This is a genomic window from Rhizobium sp. CBN3 (assembly GCF_030518245.1).
GTDB classification, from domain to species: Bacteria; Pseudomonadota; Alphaproteobacteria; order Rhizobiales; family Rhizobiaceae; genus Rhizobium; species Rhizobium aethiopicum_A.
This window is the reverse complement of record NZ_JAULSE010000006.1, coordinates 63,112-81,398: the sequence shown is the minus strand read 5'-3', so window position 1 is coordinate 81,398 and position 18,287 is coordinate 63,112. Positions and strand designations below refer to the sequence as shown.

Here is an 18,287-nt window from a genome sequence, read left to right as displayed (position 1 = left end):
TCATCTCATAGAAACGGAGGCGATCATGAGCGGCGACATCAAAAGAGGTTCAGTGGAAATGACGGCAGCGATGCTGATCTCGGGGACGATCGGCTGGTTCGTCGTGATGTCGGGTCAACCGGTCAGCGGCGTCGTCTTCTGGCGCTGCCTGTTCGGAGCGATGACGCTGCTCGTTATCTGCGGCGCCCTCGGGCTGCTGCGGCCCGGCATCATCACGCTGCGCGCCTTCGGCATCGCCGTCTTCGGCGGCGTCGCCATCGTCGTCAACTGGCTGCTGCTCTTCGCCTCCTATTCGCATGCGACGATCTCCATCGCCACCACGGTCTACAACACCCAGCCCTTCATGCTGCTGGTGCTCGGGGCACTATTCCTCGGCGAGAAGATCACCGCCGCCAAACTGTTCTGGCTGACGCTCGCCTTTGCCGGCATGGCGGCGATCGTCGAGGCGAAACCTGGGGCCGGCGAGGCATCGGATGGATACGGCCTCGGCATTCTGATGGCGCTCGGTGCGGCCTTCTTTTATGCGCTGGCAGCGCTTGCCGCGAAATGGCTGAAAGGCACGCCGCCGCATCTGATCGCGCTGATCCAGGTCGCAACCGGCATGCTGATGCTGGCGCCGATGACGACGTTTTCGCAGATGCCCGGGGATGCCGGCGGCTGGGCGATCCTGGTGACGATCGGCGTCGTCCATACCGGGCTGATGTATGTGCTGCTTTACGGCGCGATCCAGCGGCTGCCGACCCATCTGACCGGGGCGCTGTCCTTCCTCTATCCGATCGCCGCAATCCTCGTCGACCGGCTGGCCTTCGGCCATGCGCTGCAGCCGATGCAGATCGCAGGAGCGGCGATCATCCTCATTGCCGCCGCTGGCATGAATCTCGGCTGGAGCCCAAGATGGCTGCGGCCGAGGGCGCTCCAGGGCTGAGGTACCGGCAGGCACGCGGGTGCAGGCATTCCTTCTCGTGATGCACCCATCAACGCCGGCGGATTGATGGCACGGCCCGCCTGACATAAAACACCGGAAAGATGGAGCCACAGATGAGCCTTGCCGCCTTGCTTGCCTATGCCGGAGCGTTGTTCATCGCCGCGGCCATTCCCGGCCCCGGCATAACCGCCATCGTCGCCCGTGCGCTCGGCTCGAATTTCCGCGAGACCTTCTTCATGGGTCTCGGCCTGGTGCTTGGCGATATGGCTTATCTCACCGCCGTCATTCTCGGCCTCGCCTTCGTCGCCCAGACCTTCACCGAGGTGTTCATCGCCATCAAGATCGCCGGCGCCCTCTATCTCGGCTACATCGCCTGGAAACTCTGGACGGCAGGGCTGCTGCCGCAGGACATTGCGGCGAAGAAATCCAGCAATATCGGCCTGTCCTTCCTCTCAGGCCTGCTGGTGACGCTCGGCAACCCGAAGACAATGCTCTTTTATGTCGCGCTGGCGCCGACGCTGATCGACATCGGCAATATCAGCCTGCGCGACTATGCGCTGCTGCTTGCTGTCACCTTCGTGGTGCTGATCACCGTGCTCGTGCCCTATATGCTGCTTGCGGCGCGCGCCCGCACCATGTTGAAACAGCCGCGCGCCCTGCAGACGCTGAACCGGGTTGCAGCCGGCATCCTTGCGGGCACGGCGGCCTTCATCGCCACGCGGGCAGCCTGAAATAAACATCCGCCAGGAAACGGTTTTCAAAGCTTATTTTCTCTCCGGCACCCGGCCCGGCGCGAACGCGCTCTGGTCTCATTCCGTCTTTGACCCTATTCTCCTCCTCGATTTGAGGGACCGAAGTCCAAAGGGAGAGAACCATGTCGCATAAACCCGGCCGCGGCCGCATCTATTCCTCGATCACCGAGACCATCGGCGACACGCCGCTGGTGCGCTTCGACAAGCTGGCGCGGGAAAAGGGCGTGGTGGCAAACCTGATCGGCAAGCTCGAATTCTTCAATCCGATCGCTTCCGTCAAGGACCGCATCGGCGTAGCGATGATCGAAAGCCTGGAGTCGCAGGGCAAGATCACATCAGGCAAGACGGTGCTGATCGAGCCGACCTCTGGCAACACAGGCATCGCGCTCGCCTTTGCCGCCGCCGCCAAGGGATATCGGCTGATCCTCACCATGCCGGAAACCATGTCGGTCGAACGCCGCAAGATGCTGGCGCTGCTCGGCGCCGAGCTGGTGCTGACGGAAGGATCGAAAGGCATGAAGGGCGCCATCGCCAAGGCCGAGGAGCTCGCCGCCTCCCTTCCCGACGCCATCATTCCGCAGCAGTTCGAAAATCCGGCCAATCCGGAGATCCACCGGAAGACGACGGCCGAGGAAATCTGGAACGATACCGAGGGCAAGGTCGACATCGTCATCTCGGGCATCGGCACCGGCGGCACGATCACCGGCGTCGGCCAGGTGCTGAAGAGCCACAAGCCCGAGATCCAGATCATCGCCGTCGAGCCTGCCGATTCGCCGGTGCTCTCAGGCGGCAATCCCGGCCCGCACAAAATCCAGGGCATCGGCGCCGGCTTCGCGCCGAAAATCCTCGATACCGGCATCTATGACGAAGTCGTCACCGTGACCAATGACGAGGCCTTCGAACAGGCCCGCCTTGTCGCCCGGCTCGAAGGCGTGCCGGTCGGCATCTCCTCGGGCGCGGCGCTGACCGCGGCGATCAAGGTTGGAAGCCGGCCAGAAAATGCGGGCAAGAACATCGTCATCATCATTCCGTCTTTTGCGGAGCGGTATCTGTCGACGGCGTTGTTTGAGGGATTGGGGAGCTGAGGTTTGGTGTGGCGGCCTTTTCTCCCGCAGTTTGTCATGCAAAATATCGGGGCGCTTCGAGCGTCCCTTCTTTTGTGCCGTCACCTGCATCCCAATCGAAGCGGGACGAAAGTTCTGTGGTAGTCAGTAGTAACGATGGTCGATGTCCCACCTGTGCTAGTTGAATGCAAATGGCCCCGCCAGGGCCATTCGCACCGCCTGCTGCCGGGCAGCGCGCCCGCTATAGTTCGCCGACGGCCATATAATTTCATAATTCCGCAGCGCTCAATGAGGATTTCGCTGAGGGGCAGCCAAGCGCAAACGCGATCGACAAATCGGTGGGCAGCCTGACGACAATCTCTCAAAATATCGGCGCGCATCCGCCCTTCTTCTCACGCAGCCGCCGTCAACCTCTCGCCGGCGATCCGGTAGGAGATCGCTTCGGCAAGATGCAGACGGCCGACCGTCGGTTTGTCGTCGAGGTCGGCTAGTGTGCGGGCAACCTTGAGGACTCGGTGGTAGCCGCGGGCGGAGAATTTCATTTTTTCGGCGGCGTCGCGCAGGAGCTGCAGGCCGCTCGCATCGGGTTCGGCGAGTTTTTCGATCATTGCTGTGGAGCAGCGGGCATTGGTGCTGATATCCCCAGCGCCGGCGCGCTGGAAGCGCTCCCGCTGGAGCTCGCGGGCGCGGGCGACGCGGCGGGCGACGTCGGCGCTGGCCTCGGCCGCCATCGGCCGGATGAGGTCGGCGGCGGAGACGGCGGGCACGTCGATGCGGATATCGATGCGGTCCATCAGCGGGCCGGAGATGCGGGCCTGGTAATCGCTCATGCAGCGCGGGCCGCGGGCGCAGGTGTGACCGGGCTCGCCGGCCATGCCGCAGCGGCAGGGGTTCATCGCCGCGATCAGCTGGAATTTCGCCGGATAGGAGACGCGGTGATTGGCGCGCGCGATGACGCATTCGCCGCCTTCGAGTGGCTGGCGCAGCGCGTCCAGCGCCTGCGGCGTGAATTCGGGAAATTCGTCGAGGAAGAGCACGCCGTGATGGGCGAGCGAGGCTTCGCCCGGGCGGGCGCGCAACCCGCCGCCGACGAGGGCGGCCATGGTGGCGGAATGATGCGGCGTGCGGAAGGGCCGGCGATCGGACAGCTTGCCGCCGGTCAGTTGGCCGGCGATCGAATGAACCATCGAGACTTCAAGCAGTTCGGCGGGCGAAAGCGGCGGCAGGATCGACGGAAGGCGCGACGCCAGCATCGACTTGCCGGAGCCGGGAGGTCCGACCATCAGGAGATTGTGGCCGCCGGCGGCCGCCACTTCGAGCGCGCGCTTGGCGCTTTCCTGGCCCTTGATCTCGGCAAGGTCAGGCAGATTGGCGGCATTGGCGCGGATCGACGCCTCCGGCCGCGACAGCACCTGGGTGCCGCGGAAATGATTGGCAAGAGCGATCAGGCTGCGCGGGGCGAGGATATTGACCTCGGCGCCGGCCCAGGCCGCCTCGGCGCCGCTTTCGGCCGGGCAGATCAGCCCCTTGCCGAGCGCATTGGCGCCGATGGCGGCCGGCAGCGCGCCTGCAATGGCGGCGATCGTGCCATCGAGATTGAGTTCGCCGACGACGACATAATCCGACAGCGCATCGGCGGGAATGGCACCAAGCGCCGCCATTAGCGCCAGTGCGATTGGCAGATCGAAGTGTGAGCCCTCTTTCGGCAGATCGGCGGGCGCCAGGTTGACGGTCACCCGCTTGCCCGGCAGCGCCAGGCCGGAGGCATGAAGGGCGGCCTGCACGCGCTCGCGGCTTTCGGCCACCGCCTTGTCGGGCAGACCGACGATCTGCATGCCGACCTTACCGGGCGCGACCATCACCTGGACCTCGACCGGCACGCCTTCGATGCCCTGGAATGCTACCGTACTGACACGCGCGACCATATGCCCACCCTTGTCCCGCAAACTCTTAGAGACCGCCCCTGTGGCCGTTGAAAGCCAGCGGTTGCAATCTGGCACGGAAGCAGGACTAAAACAAGAACAATAAAAGAACGCAGGCAGATAATCAGTGGTGGGCGCGGTTGTACCCGATCGCAGCCTCAGCCGCGCTTGCGCTCGATCGCGTCCCAGAGCAGGGCCGCGATATCGGCGCCGCCGAACTTCCTGACCTCGCGGATGCCGGTGGGCGACGTGACGTTGATCTCGGTCATGTAATCGCCGATCACGTCGATTCCGACGAGCAGAAAGCCGCGTTCCCTCAGCGCCGGGCCGATGCGGGCGCAGATTTCCTTTTCGCGCGCCGTCAGTTCGGTCGCCTCGGCGCGGCCGCCGACATGCATGTTGGAGCGGCTGTCATGCTCGGCCGGAACGCGGTTGATGGCGCCGGCGAACTCGCCGTCGACCAGGATGATGCGCTTGTCGCCCTTGCGCACGTCGGGCAGATATTGCTGGGCGATGAAGGGCTCGCGGAAGAGCTGGCCGAACATTTCCAGCAGCGAGGAGAGATTGCGGTCGTCGCGGGTGGAATGGAAGACGCCGGCACCGCCATTGCCGTAGAGCGGCTTCAGGATGATGTCGCCCATCTCGTCGCGGAAGCGGCGGATTTCGGCCGGATCCTTGGTGATCAGCGTCTTCGGCATCAGGTCGGCGAATTCCGTTACGAAGATCTTCTCCGGCGAATTGCGCACCCAGGCCGGATCGTTGACGACGAGCGTCTTCGGGTGAATGCGCTCGAGCAGATGCGTCGAGGTGATATAGGCCATGTCGAAGGGTGGATCCTGGCGCAGCAGCACCACGTCCATGGTCGAGAGATCGACGCGCTCGGGCGCGCCAAGCTCGAAGTGATCACCCTTGACGTCGCGCAGCACCATCGGCTCGACGCTGGCAAAGAGCTTGCCGTCGCGGAAGCTCAGGCGCTCGGGCGTGTAATGGAAGAGCCTGTAGCCGCGCGCCTGCGCCTCCAGGCTCATGGCGAAGGTGGAATCGCCTGCGATATTGATGCCGGCGACATGATCCATCTGGACCGCTACATTGGTGATCTTGGCCATTTCCGTCCCTCGCTGAATGCCGGACAGATGTAGGTCGGCCCGGCATCAAACGCAACGGTCATCGAAGGCTTGCGGCTGTCGCAACTTTCAGGCGGCGATGCCCTGGCTGCCGCCGTTGCGCAGCATGTTGCGGAGACGGTAGGCGATTGCCAACGGCTTCGGGAAAGGCTTGCGCAGGAAGGCGACCTTGCGGACGTAATTGTCGACCCGCCAGCTGGCCCAGGTTCCACCTGCGAAAAAGGCGACGTCGCCTGCGCACAGCGTCCGTTCCGTACCGTCCTCGGCGGTGATATGGACCTCGCCTTCGAGGATCATCACTGTCTCGTCCCAGCCGAAATACCAGCGGAATTCGCCCGCGGTGCAGTCCCAGATCGCCGTCAGCGACGCCTCGTCATGGCCGCGCGAATGTTCGGCGGTGCGGGCTTCAGGATTGCCGCTGATGATCCAGTCGGGATTGATCGGCGTCGATTTCAGCGGCAGGTGGTCGCTCGCATGCGCGACGAAGGATTTCCCGGCCGGCTTCAGCGCGACATAAGGCACCGAGCGCGCGGCCATGGCGACCGCGCTTGCAAACATCATCTTCCAGGCCACGCAACAACCCCCAATTCTTAATCCCTACCGCGATGGTGGGTAGCAGAGAGAGGTAAGGAGCTCGTTCAACCCGGGACTAAAATTTTAACAATCCGGAAACTCGATTGGTGCGAAAGCGCTCAGAAGGCATCGGGAAAGTGCCGCGGCAACCGGCCGGGCATGACCGCGATGATATCGTAGCGTTGGGAAAGGCGGGCCTGATCCGCCTGACGGGCGAGCCAGAGATCGCTTGCCGCCCGGATCCGCTTCTGAGCGGCGACGGAGACGGCGTCGATCGCCGCAGCCTCGCCGTACCGGGCCTTCACTTCCACAAAGACTGCGAGATCGCCCTTACGGGCGACGATATCGATCTCGCCGAGCCTGGTGCGGTGGCGCAGCGCCAGGATGCGGTATCCCTTCAGCATCAGGAAGGCGGCGGCGACATATTCCGACATGCGGCCGCGGCGCAGCGCTTTCCGTTTGATGGCGGTAAGGTCTTTATCGCCCATTGCCGCTTTTCATCTCCAGCAGGCGCTGGTAGAGCGCTTTGCGCGGCAGGCCGGTGAGACGGGCGGCCTCGGTCGCAGCCTTTGCCGTCGGCATCGACATCGACAGATCGGCAAGCACGGCGTCGACATCGGCCTCGGACGTTTCGGTCGGCTGCGGCGGACCGACGACGAGGACGATCTCGCCCCTGACGTTTTCCACTTGCTGGTAATGGACGGCGAGTTCGGCCAGCGTGCCGCGGCGGAATTCTTCATAGGTCTTGGTCAATTCACGGCAGACGCAAGCCGGCCGGGCCGGGCCGAGCACATCGGCGGCAGCAAGAAGCGTCGCACCGATGCGATGGGGCGATTCAAAAAAGATCAGCGTCGCCGGGGCTGCGGCAAATTCGCCGAGACGATCGCGGCGCGCCTTGTCCTTGGCCGGCAGAAAGCCGGCGAAGAGGAAGGCGTCGTTCGGCAGGCCGGAACCAACAAGGGCGGCGAGCGGCGCCGAGGCGCCTGGAATGGGAATGACACGGTAACCGGCGGCAATTGCCTGCCGGGCCAGCCGATAGCCGGGATCGGAGACGAGCGGCGTGCCGGCATCGGACACCAGCGCCACCGAGCGGCCGGCTTCGAGCGCCTGGATGAGCCGCGGGCCGGCTTCGTCGGCATTGTGCTCATGATAGGCGAATGGGCGATTCTGGATGCCGTAGCGGTCGAGCAGAACGCGAGTGACACGCGTATCCTCGCATGCAAGCACGTCGGCACCGGCCAGCGTTTCCAATGCGCGCAGCGTGATATCGCCGAGATTGCCGATGGGAGTGGCGACCAGATAGAGCGCCGGCTCCAACGGCCGCGCCGGCACCGCCATGTTGTGCAGGCGGAAGCTTCGCCTCGTGGCGTCCTCGCCGGTGGTTTGCTCGTTCATGCCCTTTGCCTTCGTCCCGCCGGCGCCTTGCCGGTTCATCGGCCTTTATGGGCGAGCGCTGCGGCTTCGGCAAGGGTTGGGATTTCTGTGAGGATTGCTCCGGAAAACCTGAAATGCGAGGGCTTGGCCATCCATGCCTCTTGCCATCCAATGCTGAAGTCTGCCATTTTGCCCGTCCACTCCCCCGACCTAAATCGGGAAAGCATTCTTCGGGCCTTCGATGCGCCCGGGCAGTCACGGTCGAAAGCGGTAGCATCCCATGCGTATTACTATTGAGCGGTCAAACCTTCTGAAATCGCTGAACCACGTCCACCGTGTGGTCGAACGTCGCAACACGATCCCGATCCTGTCCAACGTACTGCTCAAGGCCGATGGCCAGAACCTCGACATGAAGGCGACCGACCTCGACCTCGAAATCACCGAGGCGACGCCGGCAAGCGTCGAACAAGCAGGCGCCACCACCGTTCCCGCTCATCTTCTCTACGATATCGTGCGCAAGCTTTCCGATGGCGCCGAAGTGCTGCTGGCGACCAGCACCGACGGCGGATCGATGACCGTCCAGTCCGGCCGTTCGAAATTCTCGCTGCAGTGCCTGCCGGAATCCGATTTCCCGGATCTGACCGCCGGCACCTTCACGCATTCCTTCAAGCTGAAGGCGACCGATCTGAAGATGCTGATCGACCGCACGCAGTTCGCGATCTCGACGGAAGAGACGCGTTATTATCTGAACGGCATCTTCTTCCACACGATCGAGAGCAATGGTGAGCTGAAGCTCAGGGCGGTCGCGACCGACGGCCACCGGCTGGCCCGCGCCGATGTCGACGCGCCGTCGGGCTCCGAGGGCATGCCCGGCATCATCATTCCGCGCAAGACGGTCGGGGAACTGCAGAAGCTGGTCGACAATCCGGAAGCGATCGTCACCGTCGAAGTTTCCGACGCCAAGATCCGCATGACGATCGGCTCGATCGTTCTGACCTCGAAACTGATCGACGGTACCTTCCCGGATTACCAGCGCGTCATCCCCACCGGCAACGACAAGGAAATGCGCGTCGATTGCACGACCTTCGCCCAGGCCGTCGACCGCGTCTCGACGATCTCCTCCGAGCGCGGCCGGGCCGTGAAGCTGGCGCTGTCCGAAGGGCAGCTGATGCTGACCGTCAACAATCCGGATTCCGGCAGCGCTACGGAAGAAGTCGCCGTCGGCTACGACACGGATGCGATGGAAATCGGCTTCAACGCCAAATATCTGCTCGACATCACCGCGCAGCTTTCCGGCGAGGAAGCGATCTTCCTGCTGGCCGATGCCGGCTCGCCGACGCTGATCCGAGACACCGCCGGTGACGACGCGCTCTACGTCCTGATGCCGATGCGCGTCTGACGGAACGAAGGCGGCCGCTTTCGGTTTTCCTCCTGTCAAACAGGAGGTTCCATGATGAAAAAGACGGGAGCGGTGCGCATCGGCATTTCCGGCTGGACCTATGCGCCCTGGCGCGGGCAATTCTATCCGGAGGGACTGCCGCAGAAGCAGGAGCTTTCCTACGCCGCCCGTCACTTCCGTTCGATCGAGATCAACGGCACCTTCTACGGATTGCAGAAGCCCGAAAGCTTCGGCCGCTGGCGGGACGAAACGCCTGATGATTTCGTCTTTGCGGTCAAGGGACCGCGCTTCCTCACCCATGTGCGGCGACTGAGGGAGATCGAGGCGCCGCTTGCGAATTTCTTCGCCTCGGGCCTGCTCAGGCTCGGCCCCAAGCTCGGGCCGATCCTCTGGCAATTTCCGGCCAACATGGCCTTCGATGCTGATCGTTTCGAAAATTTCCTGGGTTTGCTGCCGCATGATCATGATGCGGCGATCACGCTTGCCAAGCGGCACGACGAGCGTCTCAAACAGCCCTGGCTCAAAAGCGACGGACACCAGCCGATCCGCCATGCGTTCGAAATCCGTAACGACAGCTTCCGCTCAACCGAGTTCATCGAGATGCTCCGGCGATACAAGGCGGCGCTGGTTTGCGCCGACACGGTGAAATGGCCGCTGCTGATGGATATCACCGCCGACTTCCTCTATTGCCGCCTGCACGGCTCCGAACAACTCTATGTCAGCGGCTACGAAGACGAGGCGCTCGATCTATGGGCCGAGCGCATCCGCGCCTGGGCACAGGGCAGAGAACCAGAGAATGCGACGCGAATAGTTGCGCCGCTGCCGGCGCGCGCCAAGGGCCGCGACGTCTATCTTTATTTCGACAACACCGATAAGAAACTTCGCGCCCCTGTCGACGCTGGCCATTTGAGCGAAAGACTTGCCGACCTCATGCCTCATTCCCACCGCAAGGCCGCATGAGCTGTTGATGCCGATGTCCTCGTTGCGAAAATCCTTGTCCCGGGAGCGACAAGCAGCATATTAAGACAGTCGATCAACGTGCGGATGGGTGGAGAATGCGCTTACGGGTCAAGGTGAAGGAACACCTCGGGAAGAGATTTGATGAGGAAATCCGTTTCTTCCGGGGCATGATGCAGGGGCCGAAGACGGTGGGCTCGATCGTGCCGACCTCTTCGATTACCGCCAAGCGCATGGCCAGCGTCATCGACATGCATTCTGGCCTGCCGGTGCTGGAACTCGGCCCGGGCACGGGGGCTATCACAAAGGCCATCCTCGGCCGGGGCGTGAAACCGGAAAATCTGGTCGCAATCGAATATTCGACGGATTTCCACCAGCATCTGCTGCGGACCTATCCCGGCGTGCATTTCATCAATGGCGATGCCTTTGATCTCAAGACCACGCTTGGCGCGCTTGGCGAGCAGACGTTCGATTGCGTCATCTCCTGCATTCCGCTGCTGAATTTTCCGATGGCGATGCGCGTCTCGCTGCTCGAAAGCCTGCTCGACCGCCTGCCGGCCGGCCGGCCTGTGGTGCAAATCTCCTATGGCGCGATTTCGCCGATCGCCGCCAATCCCGATCGTTATCACATTCAGCACTTCGACTTCGTCATGCGCAACATCCCTCCGGCGCAGCTCTGGATCTACCGCCGCGGCTGAGATGTTCGGACTTTATATCACCCACCCGCAAGTCAAGATCGATGCGAATGTTCCCGTGCCGAAATGGGGCCTTTCCGATGTCGGGGCTGCGCGCGCCCGCAAAGCTGCCGAGAGCGGCTGGGCCAAACGGCTGACCCGGATCGTCTCCAGCCATGAGACGAAGGCGATCGAGACGGCCGAAATTCTGGCGAAGGCATCCGGCATCAGGATAGAGATCGTGCATGGCATGCACGAGAACGACCGGTCGGCCACCGGCTTCCTGCCGCCGCCGCAATTCGAAGAGGCGGCCAACTGGTTTTTTGCCCATTCGGAAAAAAGCTTCCAAGGCTGGGAGCGCGCCGTCGACGCGCAGGCCCGCATCGTGGCGGCGGTCAAGGCCGTTCTCGCCACGCATGATCCGGCCGCACCGATCGCCTTCGTCGGTCATGGCGGCGTCGGCACGCTGCTCAAATGCCATCTGGCGGGGCGGCCGATTGCCCGCGACCGCGACCAGCCGGGGGGCGGCGGCAATCTCTATGCTTTCGGCCTTGCGGATCTCGGCCTAACATGCGACTGGACGCCCATCGAAGACTGGCGGGGGTGACTTCACATGGACGCACGCGAGCGGTTGATCGTCGGCCTGGATGTTCCAACGATCGGCGAGGCGGAAAGACTGGTTTCCACGCTCGGCGACGACATTCTCTTCTATAAGATCGGCTATCAGCTGGTCTTTGCCGGCGGCCTCGAATTCGCCCGCGACCTTGCGGCGAGCGGCAAGAAGATCTTTCTCGACATGAAGCTGCTCGACATCGACAACACGGTCGCGTCAGGCGTGGAGAATATCGCCAAGATGGGCATGTCGATGCTGACGCTGCATGCCTATCCGAAGGCGATGCGGGCGGCGGTGGAGGCCGCGGCCGGCTCCGGCCTCTGCCTGCTCGGCGTCACCGTGCTGACCTCGATGGATGCCGAGGACCTTGCCGAGGCCGGTTATAGCCAGGACCCGCACAGCCTGGTGCTCAGCCGCGCCGGACAGGCGCGCGCCGCCGGCATGGGCGGCATCGTCTGCTCGGCGGCGGAGGCGGCCGAGGTGCGGGAGGTCGTCGGTCCCGACATGGCGATCGTCACGCCCGGTATCCGCCCGACGGGCAGCGACAAGGGCGACCAGAAGCGGGTGATGACGCCTTTCGACGCGCTGAAGGCGGGAGCGACGCATCTCGTCGTCGCGCGGCCGATCGTCAAGGCGCCCGATCCGAGGGAGGCCGCCCGCGCGGTTCTCAACGAGATGGTGAGCGCGCTCTGGCCGGCAAACCGCTGACAAGCATTCAACGGCACAAGGGAGAAGACCATGGCCAAGGGATATTGGATCGCCCGCGTCGACGTTCGTAACGCCGAGCGCTACAAGGATTACGTGGCGGCGGCCAAGCCTGCCTTCGAAAAATACGGCGCGAATTTTCTGGCGCGCGGCGGCGCGATCACCGAGCTCGAGGGCAAGGCGCGCGCCCGCAACGTCGTGATCGAATTCCCCTCGATGCAGCATGCCGTCGACTGCTACAACTCGCCGGAATACCAGATCGCCGCGAAAATCCGCCAGGAAGTGGCAGACGCGGAAATGGTCGTCGTCGAAGGCGTCTGAACCACTTCGCATCCGCAAAACTGACGGCGCGATAGGCCTTCCCGTCGCGCCGGGATTCGGCTAAGACGGGAGCCGATACAGCATCCCCCAAAGCCTTTCGAGGAGCCTGCCATGACCCTTGCCAACCTGCCGCCGCTCGTCACCGTGTTCGGAGGGTCCGGCTTCGTGGGCAGGCACGTGGTTCGCGCGCTTGCCAAGCGCGGCTACCGCATTCGCGTCGCCGTGCGCCGCCCCGATCTCGCCGGCTTCCTGCAGCCGCTCGGTAATGTCGGTCAGATCTCCTTCGTGCAGGCGAACCTGCGCTATCGCAACTCGATCGACCGCGCCGTCGAAGGTGCGAGCCATGTCGTTAACTGTGTCGGCATTCTGCACGAGACCGGCCGCAACACCTTCGACGCCGTACAGGAATTCGGCGCCCGCGCGGTTGCCGAGGCGGCACGCAATGTCGGTGCCGGCCTTACCCATATTTCGGCGATCGGCGCCAACGCCAATTCCGATTCGGATTATGGCCGCACCAAAGGCCGCGCGGAAGCGGCTATTCTCTCCATCAAGCCCGATGCGGTGATCTTCCGTCCGTCGATCGTCTTCGGGCCGGAAGACAGCTTCTTCAACAAGTTTGCCGACATGGCCCGCATGTCGCCTGTCCTGCCGCTGGTCGGCGGCGGTAGGACGAAATTCCAGCCTGTTTATGTCGAGGACGTTGCCGAGGCGGTCGCCCGCGCCGTCGACGGCAAGGTTGCCGGCGGCAAGATCTATGAACTCGGCGGACCCGAGGTGCTGAGCTTCCGCGAATGTCTCGAGACGATGCTGAAGGTGACGTGCCGCAAGAACCCGCTGGTGTCCCTGCCCTTCGGTCTGGCTTCGCTGATCGGCAGCATCGCCTCGCTGATCCCCTTCGTGACACCGCCGATCACGCCGGACCAGGTGCGCCTGCTCAAGCGCGACAACGTCGTATCCCCAGAAGCCGAGGCGGAAGGCCGCACATTGAAGGGCCTCGGCATTACGCCGACCATGCCGGCATCGGTGCTCGGCTCCTACCTCGTGCAGTACCGTCCGCACGGCCAGTATACCGGCTCCGGCAAGGCCGCCTGACCATCTTTCCCGAGGAACGATAGCGCCGTCCGCCGATCCCGCGGGCGGCGTTTTGCATTGCCGCAGCACGGCGTCCTTTGCGCGTCCTGAACGGCGTGCGACGCCGCCATGCCGACGCAAGCTCGGCCTGTTTTCCTGCCGGCCATATCGAGCAGCGTTGCATAAAAGGCGCAGCGAAAATTTTGTGGAATTAACGCCAAATTTAGCAGGAACGTTTATTGCTATTTGTCATTCCACTGACTACCAAACCCCGCGTCTTCCAACGGACTCAATGTCTGCGAAGGCGTGCGGCAATCACTGTGAAAGGCATTTCTCAATGGGCAAGTCAATCGCGCTCCTTTTTGCGTGTGCGGCGCTGATTATCATGGCAGGCTCCTTCGTTGCGCCCGGTTCGGTCGCGGCGGTCAAGGGCGACTGCTCGCCGGCCTACGGCGTCGATCCTTGCTCGACGGCTTCGATCAGCCACTGACGAAAAGGCCGGCACCTTGCGCCGGCATCCACAAGACAAGCAGCCGGGAACGCCGAACAAGGCGTTCCGCAACGAAGGCTCGGTATTGCTTGCTTCAAAAGCGGCGACGAGCCTCTTTCCTCTCAAAATAGATTTGAAAACTCGACGCTTGGCGGCAAGCGGGTACTCGTGCGCCAACTTCCGACAGGGCAATGCATTCGCGCCGGGAGTGCGCGAATGCACTTGCAAGTGCCTCAGGCGATCAAGCCGGTCGTGGCCATGCCGAGCAGCAAGACACCGAGAATGATGCGGTAGATGGCAAACAGCGTGAAGCGGTTGCTCCTGATATAGGCGAGCAGCCATTTGACGGCGATGAAAGCGACGATCGTGGAGACCACGAAAGCGATGGCGAGCGCCGTCCAGTCTTCACCTGCCGCGCCGCCATCCTTGAAGGTCTTCAGCAGTTCATAGCCGCTTGCGGCATACATTGTGGGAATGCCGACGAGAAAGGCGAATTCGGTCGCCGCGGCGCGATTGCCGGTGCCGGCCAGCAGGGCGACGAAAATCGTGGCGCCGGAGCGTGACGTTCCCGGAAAGACGCCGGCAACGATCTGGGCGATGCCGACCAGGATGGCGACAAGCCAGGTGATCTGCTTATGCGACGGCCGGCGCGCGGCGGCCCATTCGGCAAAGATCATCCAGATGCCGCCGATGATCAGCGCCCAGGCGATCGGCGTCGCGCTCTCGGGAAGTTCAAAGCCGAGCTTCTTGACGACGAGGCCGAGGATTGCGGTGATGAGAAATGCGACGATCAGCTTGGCGGCATAGTCCCGATTCTCAGGCTCGCGCCAGCCGAGCACCAGATCCAGCAGGCGGCGCCAGTAGATGATGGTGACGGCAAGAATGGCGCCCGCCTGAATGACGATATTGAACATGTCCGACCGGTGGCCGAGCCATTGCTCTGCAATGATGAGATGGCCGGTGCTGGAGATCGGCAGAAACTCGGTGATCCCCTCGATGACACCGAGAATGGCGGCATTGATATAGTCCATAAATTATCTCCGGTTTAAAGATCGTTCGGATCGAGCATTTCCTGCTGGAAATGCTCAGAGCTGCGTCTGAGCCGATCAGGCAGCCGTTATCCTCGTACGCAAGACGTGTGTTTTGTCCCTTGTCAGATGGCGTGAAAGCCGATTCGCTTGTATTGGCCGGGCCAAGCTCCTATAGCTTCAACCAATGAGTCATGACTAAGGCGCTATAAACGAGCTGCCACACAGTCCTGTAACAGCAATCATAAAGCCCGAGTATCGATGCCCACGCTTTATCATCATCCCATGTCCTCCGCATCTCGCTTCGTCCGGCTGATCCTGGCGGAATACGGCTATCAGGCGGATCTGATCGAAGAGCAGACATGGGAGAAGCGCCGCGATTTCCTGGCGCTCAATCCGGCCGGCACACTGCCGGTCTATGTCGACGACAGCATGCGTGCGCTCTGTGGCGCGAGCGTCATTTCGGAATATCTGGACGAGACGCACGGGGTGTTGAAGCGCGACCGGCGGCTGCTCGCCGAGGACCCTTTCCAGCGGGCGGAAATCCGCCGGCTGACCGAATGGTTCATGCAGAAGATGGAAAACGACGTGACGAAGCCGCTCGCCCGTGAGCGTGTCTACAAGTTGCAGATGACCGCCGATCAGGGTGGCGGAGCGCCGGATTCCAAAATTTTACGCACGGCCCGCGCGAATATCCGCCAGCATATGCGTTATCTCACCTGGCTTGCCGGCTCGCGCCAATGGCTGGCGGGAGAGCGAATGAGCTATGCGGATCTCGCCGCCGCCGCCTCGGTCTCGATCCTCGATTATCTCGGCGAGATCGAGTGGGCCGAAGCCCCCGTCGTCAAGGAGTGGTATCAGCGGCTGAAATCGCGCCCCTCTTTCCGGCCGATGCTGACCGAGCGCGTGCGCGGCCTGACCCCCGTTTCACACTATGCCGATCTGGATTTCTGACGAGGGCTCTTCATGCCCGAAGCTTATAGAGACGACAAAGAGCGGCGGCGCCGCGACAATTTGACCGACTTCGTCAGGGCGGAATCTGCGGCCAAGGGCTTCGATCTCTGCCGCATCACGCGCCCTGACGCGATCCCGGAAGCGAAACAGCGTCTCGGTGAGTTCATCGATGCCGGGCGGCACGGGACGATGGAGTGGATGGCGGAGACGCGCGAGCGGCGCGGCGATCCCCTGACCCTCTGGAGCGAGGTGCGATCCGTCGTCGTTTTCGGCCTCAACTACGCCCCGGAAGAAGATCCGCGCGGCATCCTCGACAAGCCCGACAAAGCGGCGATCTCCGTCTATGCCCGCAACCGCGATTATCACGACCTCATCAAGGGCCGGCTGAAAGAGATCGCCACGCGCTTTGCGGCGCGGGCCGGCGCCGATGTGAAGGTGTTCGTCGATACCGCGCCGGTCATGGAAAAGCCGTTGGCGGCGGCGGCCGGTCTCGGCTGGCAGGGCAAACACACCAATCTCGTCAGCCGCACACATGGTTCGTGGCTGTTTCTCGGCACGATGTTCACCACCGCAGATCTTACCGTCGACGCGCCGGAAATCGATCATTGCGGCTCCTGCCGCGCCTGTCTCGACATCTGCCCGACCGCCGCCTTCCCGGCACCCTACCAGATTGATGCGCGGCGCTGCATCTCCTATCTCACCATCGAACACAAGGGGCCGATCGACCCCGACCTGCGGGTGCTGATCGGCAACCGCATTTACGGCTGCGACGACTGTCTCGCCGCCTGTCCCTGGAACAAGTTCGCAAGCTCCGCCTCGGAAATGAAGCTGCGGGCGCGGGAAGAGTTGAAGGAGCCGTCAATCGCTTTTCTGCTGACGCTCGACGACACCGCCTTTCGTGCCTTTTTCAGCGGCTCGCCGGTGAAGCGGATCGGCCGCGACCGTTTCGTCCGCAACGTGCTGATCGCTGCCGGCAATTCCAGCGAGAGGGCGCTCATCGCGCAATGCCGCCTGCTTGCCGACGATGCCTCGCCGGTGGTGCGGGGGATGGCGGTCTGGGCGCTTTCAAGGCTGATGGAGGCTGGCGAATTCTCGGCCTTTGCCGCACAAAGGGCTGATGAGAGCGACGCCGAGGTCTTGAACGAATGGCGCCGGGCAGGAGTGGGCTGATGCATGTGATGATCTTTGGCTGCGGTTATTCCGGCACGGCAATCGCCAAGGCCTTTACTGGCGACGGCGTGCGGGTGTCCGGAACGACCCGTTCGGCAGCGAAGATGGAAGCGCTCCGCCGCGCCGGCGTCGAGGCATTCCTGTTCGATGGCGAGACTATGGAAGAGGAACTCGTCCGGGCTTTGGCCGATGTCACCCATCTCGTGCAGTCGATCGCGCCTGGAAAGGCCGATCCGCTGCTGCGACTGCTCGATAAGGACGGCGCGAGCCTGCTGCCGAGGCTCGAATGGATCGGCTATCTCTCCACCGTCGGCGTCTATGGCGATCACAAAGGCGCATGGATCGACGAGGAAACACCTTGCGTTCCTGTTTCCGGACGCTCGAAGGAGCGGCTCGAGGCGGAAGAGGGCTGGCTGGCAATGGGCGCGCAACGCGGCGTGCCGGCGGCCGTGCTGCGGCTTTCCGGGATTTACGGGCCGGGCCGCAATGCCTTCTGCAATTTGGAAAAGGGCACGGCGCGACGGCTGATCAAGAAGGACCAGGTGTTCAATCGCATTCGCGTCGAGGATATCGGGGCGGCGGCGCGCTTCCTGTCGGAGCGCGGCCTCGGCGGCATCTATAATGTCACCGACGATCGGCCCGGGCCGCCGCAGGACGTGATCGTCGAGGCGGCACGGCTGATGGGTGTTGAACCGCCTCCGGAACAGGCTTTCGAGACCGCCGAACTGACCCCGATGGCACGTTCTTTCTACGGCGAGAACAAGCGGGTTTCCAACGCAAAGCTGAAGGCGGCCGGTTTCGAATTTTCGTTCCCCGATTACCCGATGTCGCTTGCACAGTTGTGGCGGGATGGCCGCTGGCGCGGGTAAACCCGGCCGCTTGAGGTGACCCGGATTATCACCCAAATTGAGTAGGAAATTCCTACTTTTCGCAGTTGGCAGAACAATTCTCGCCGCATATCATGGTTAACAGCCTTTGAATTTGCGCAAATGTGGCGGGAAATATGGCGAAGTCAGAAAAAATATTCCGTGATTTTTGTGAGAGCCGCGAAGTCTAAGGCCTCCTCGGAAAAATCATTTGAATTTTAGCTGATTTCATTGCGTTTTTTCCTCATCCTGCCATACGCGGCAAATTCTCATATTTTATCAATGGCCTGTGAAATATTACAGAC

At 62.7% G+C, this 18,287-nt stretch carries 20 protein-coding genes; 14 read left to right on the top strand and 6 right to left on the bottom strand.

Going from position 1 to position 18,287, the window contains the following annotated elements:
• The first annotated feature begins 25 nt into the window (after nucleotides 1-25).
• The 3 genes from QWJ46_RS11605 to cysK all read left to right on the top strand — a co-directional run bounded on the left by QWJ46_RS11605 (nucleotide 26) and on the right by cysK (nucleotide 2,762).
• A complete protein-coding gene (locus QWJ46_RS11605) occupies nucleotides 26-925 on the top strand; it encodes a DMT family transporter (RefSeq protein ID WP_302751240.1) in 900 nt (299 codons plus the stop codon).
• A 113-nt stretch (nucleotides 926-1,038) separates the two neighbouring features.
• Complete coding sequence (locus QWJ46_RS11600; protein WP_302751239.1) at nucleotides 1,039-1,656, top strand: LysE family translocator; 618 nt, start codon at nucleotides 1,039-1,041, stop codon at nucleotides 1,654-1,656.
• A 143-nt stretch (nucleotides 1,657-1,799) separates the two neighbouring features.
• Nucleotides 1,800-2,762: a cysteine synthase A gene (gene cysK, locus QWJ46_RS11595; protein ID WP_302751238.1), complete on the top strand. Its 963-nt coding sequence runs from the start codon at nucleotides 1,800-1,802 to the stop codon at nucleotides 2,760-2,762.
• A gap of 371 nt (nucleotides 2,763-3,133) precedes the next feature.
• Here the strand turns inward: cysK and QWJ46_RS11590 are convergent, their stop codons facing one another.
• From QWJ46_RS11590 to rsmI, 5 genes are all read right to left on the bottom strand, one after another.
• A complete protein-coding gene (locus tag QWJ46_RS11590; protein ID WP_302751237.1) occupies nucleotides 3,134-4,666 on the bottom strand; it encodes a YifB family Mg chelatase-like AAA ATPase in 1,533 nt (510 codons plus the stop codon).
• A 155-nt stretch (nucleotides 4,667-4,821) separates the two neighbouring features.
• Nucleotides 4,822-5,769 carry a glutathione synthase gene (gshB, locus tag QWJ46_RS11585; protein ID WP_302751236.1) on the bottom strand — a complete coding sequence of 316 codons (948 nt, stop codon included), beginning with the start codon at nucleotides 5,767-5,769 and terminating at the stop codon, nucleotides 4,822-4,824.
• Between the two features lie 87 nt (nucleotides 5,770-5,856).
• Nucleotides 5,857-6,360: a cupin domain-containing protein gene (locus tag QWJ46_RS11580; RefSeq protein ID WP_302751235.1), complete on the bottom strand. Its 504-nt coding sequence runs from the start codon at nucleotides 6,358-6,360 to the stop codon at nucleotides 5,857-5,859.
• Nucleotides 6,361-6,479: 119 nt separating this feature from the next.
• A complete protein-coding gene (locus QWJ46_RS11575) occupies nucleotides 6,480-6,848 on the bottom strand; it encodes a YraN family protein (RefSeq protein ID WP_184458002.1) in 369 nt (122 codons plus the stop codon).
• Nucleotides 6,838-7,755 carry a 16S rRNA (cytidine(1402)-2'-O)-methyltransferase gene (gene rsmI / locus QWJ46_RS11570; protein ID WP_302751234.1) on the bottom strand — a complete coding sequence of 306 codons (918 nt, stop codon included), beginning with the start codon at nucleotides 7,753-7,755 and terminating at the stop codon, nucleotides 6,838-6,840. The genes QWJ46_RS11575 and rsmI overlap by 11 nt, the downstream gene beginning before the upstream one ends.
• 259 nt (nucleotides 7,756-8,014) lie before the next feature.
• Between rsmI and dnaN the strand changes: the two genes are divergently transcribed.
• From dnaN to QWJ46_RS11530, 8 genes are all read left to right on the top strand, one after another.
• Entirely contained in the window at nucleotides 8,015-9,133 is a 1,119-nt protein-coding gene (dnaN, locus tag QWJ46_RS11565) for a DNA polymerase III subunit beta (protein WP_184457998.1), read from the top strand.
• 51 nt (nucleotides 9,134-9,184) lie between these two features.
• Complete coding sequence (locus tag QWJ46_RS11560; RefSeq protein ID WP_302751233.1) at nucleotides 9,185-10,093, top strand: DUF72 domain-containing protein; 909 nt, start codon at nucleotides 9,185-9,187, stop codon at nucleotides 10,091-10,093.
• A gap of 95 nt (nucleotides 10,094-10,188) precedes the next feature.
• Nucleotides 10,189-10,788 (top strand): phospholipid N-methyltransferase PmtA, encoded by a 600-nt coding sequence (gene pmtA, locus QWJ46_RS11555; RefSeq protein WP_184457994.1) that lies wholly within the window; start codon nucleotides 10,189-10,191, stop codon nucleotides 10,786-10,788.
• A 1-nt stretch (nucleotide 10,789) separates the two neighbouring features.
• Complete coding sequence (locus QWJ46_RS11550; protein ID WP_302751232.1) at nucleotides 10,790-11,371, top strand: histidine phosphatase family protein; 582 nt, start codon at nucleotides 10,790-10,792, stop codon at nucleotides 11,369-11,371.
• A gap of 6 nt (nucleotides 11,372-11,377) precedes the next feature.
• The gene (gene pyrF, locus QWJ46_RS11545; RefSeq protein WP_184457991.1) at nucleotides 11,378-12,085 is read left to right on the top strand and encodes an orotidine-5'-phosphate decarboxylase; all 708 of its coding nucleotides are present in this window, start codon (nucleotides 11,378-11,380) and stop codon (nucleotides 12,083-12,085) included.
• Nucleotides 12,086-12,115: 30 nt separating this feature from the next.
• Nucleotides 12,116-12,403, top strand: coding sequence for a DUF1330 domain-containing protein (locus tag QWJ46_RS11540; protein ID WP_302751231.1), 288 nt, complete (start codon nucleotides 12,116-12,118; stop codon nucleotides 12,401-12,403).
• A 111-nt stretch (nucleotides 12,404-12,514) separates the two neighbouring features.
• Nucleotides 12,515-13,495, top strand: coding sequence for a complex I NDUFA9 subunit family protein (locus tag QWJ46_RS11535; protein WP_302751230.1), 981 nt, complete (start codon nucleotides 12,515-12,517; stop codon nucleotides 13,493-13,495).
• A gap of 316 nt (nucleotides 13,496-13,811) precedes the next feature.
• Nucleotides 13,812-13,964 (top strand): hypothetical protein, encoded by a 153-nt coding sequence (locus QWJ46_RS11530; RefSeq protein WP_041678526.1) that lies wholly within the window; start codon nucleotides 13,812-13,814, stop codon nucleotides 13,962-13,964.
• 233 nt (nucleotides 13,965-14,197) lie between these two features.
• Here QWJ46_RS11530 and QWJ46_RS11525 read toward each other — a convergent pair whose 3' ends face one another.
• Nucleotides 14,198-14,995, bottom strand: a complete 798-nt coding sequence (locus QWJ46_RS11525) for an undecaprenyl-diphosphate phosphatase (protein WP_302751229.1) — start codon at nucleotides 14,993-14,995, stop codon at nucleotides 14,198-14,200.
• A 258-nt stretch (nucleotides 14,996-15,253) separates the two neighbouring features.
• Here QWJ46_RS11525 and QWJ46_RS11520 point away from each other — a divergent pair, with 258 nt between their 5' ends.
• The 3 genes from QWJ46_RS11520 to QWJ46_RS11510 are packed head-to-tail and all read left to right on the top strand — an operon-like array spanning nucleotide 15,254 to nucleotide 17,985.
• On the top strand, nucleotides 15,254-15,946 hold the full coding sequence (locus tag QWJ46_RS11520; protein WP_064707706.1) for a glutathione S-transferase family protein: 693 nt from the start codon (nucleotides 15,254-15,256) through the stop codon (nucleotides 15,944-15,946).
• Between the two features lie 12 nt (nucleotides 15,947-15,958).
• On the top strand, nucleotides 15,959-17,116 hold the full coding sequence (gene queG, locus QWJ46_RS11515) for a tRNA epoxyqueuosine(34) reductase QueG (RefSeq protein ID WP_302751228.1): 1,158 nt from the start codon (nucleotides 15,959-15,961) through the stop codon (nucleotides 17,114-17,116).
• Nucleotides 17,116-17,985 carry an SDR family oxidoreductase gene (locus QWJ46_RS11510; RefSeq protein WP_302751227.1) on the top strand — a complete coding sequence of 290 codons (870 nt, stop codon included), beginning with the start codon at nucleotides 17,116-17,118 and terminating at the stop codon, nucleotides 17,983-17,985. Before queG ends, QWJ46_RS11510 begins: the two co-directional genes overlap by 1 nt.
• Nucleotides 17,986-18,287: the final 302 nt, after the last annotated feature.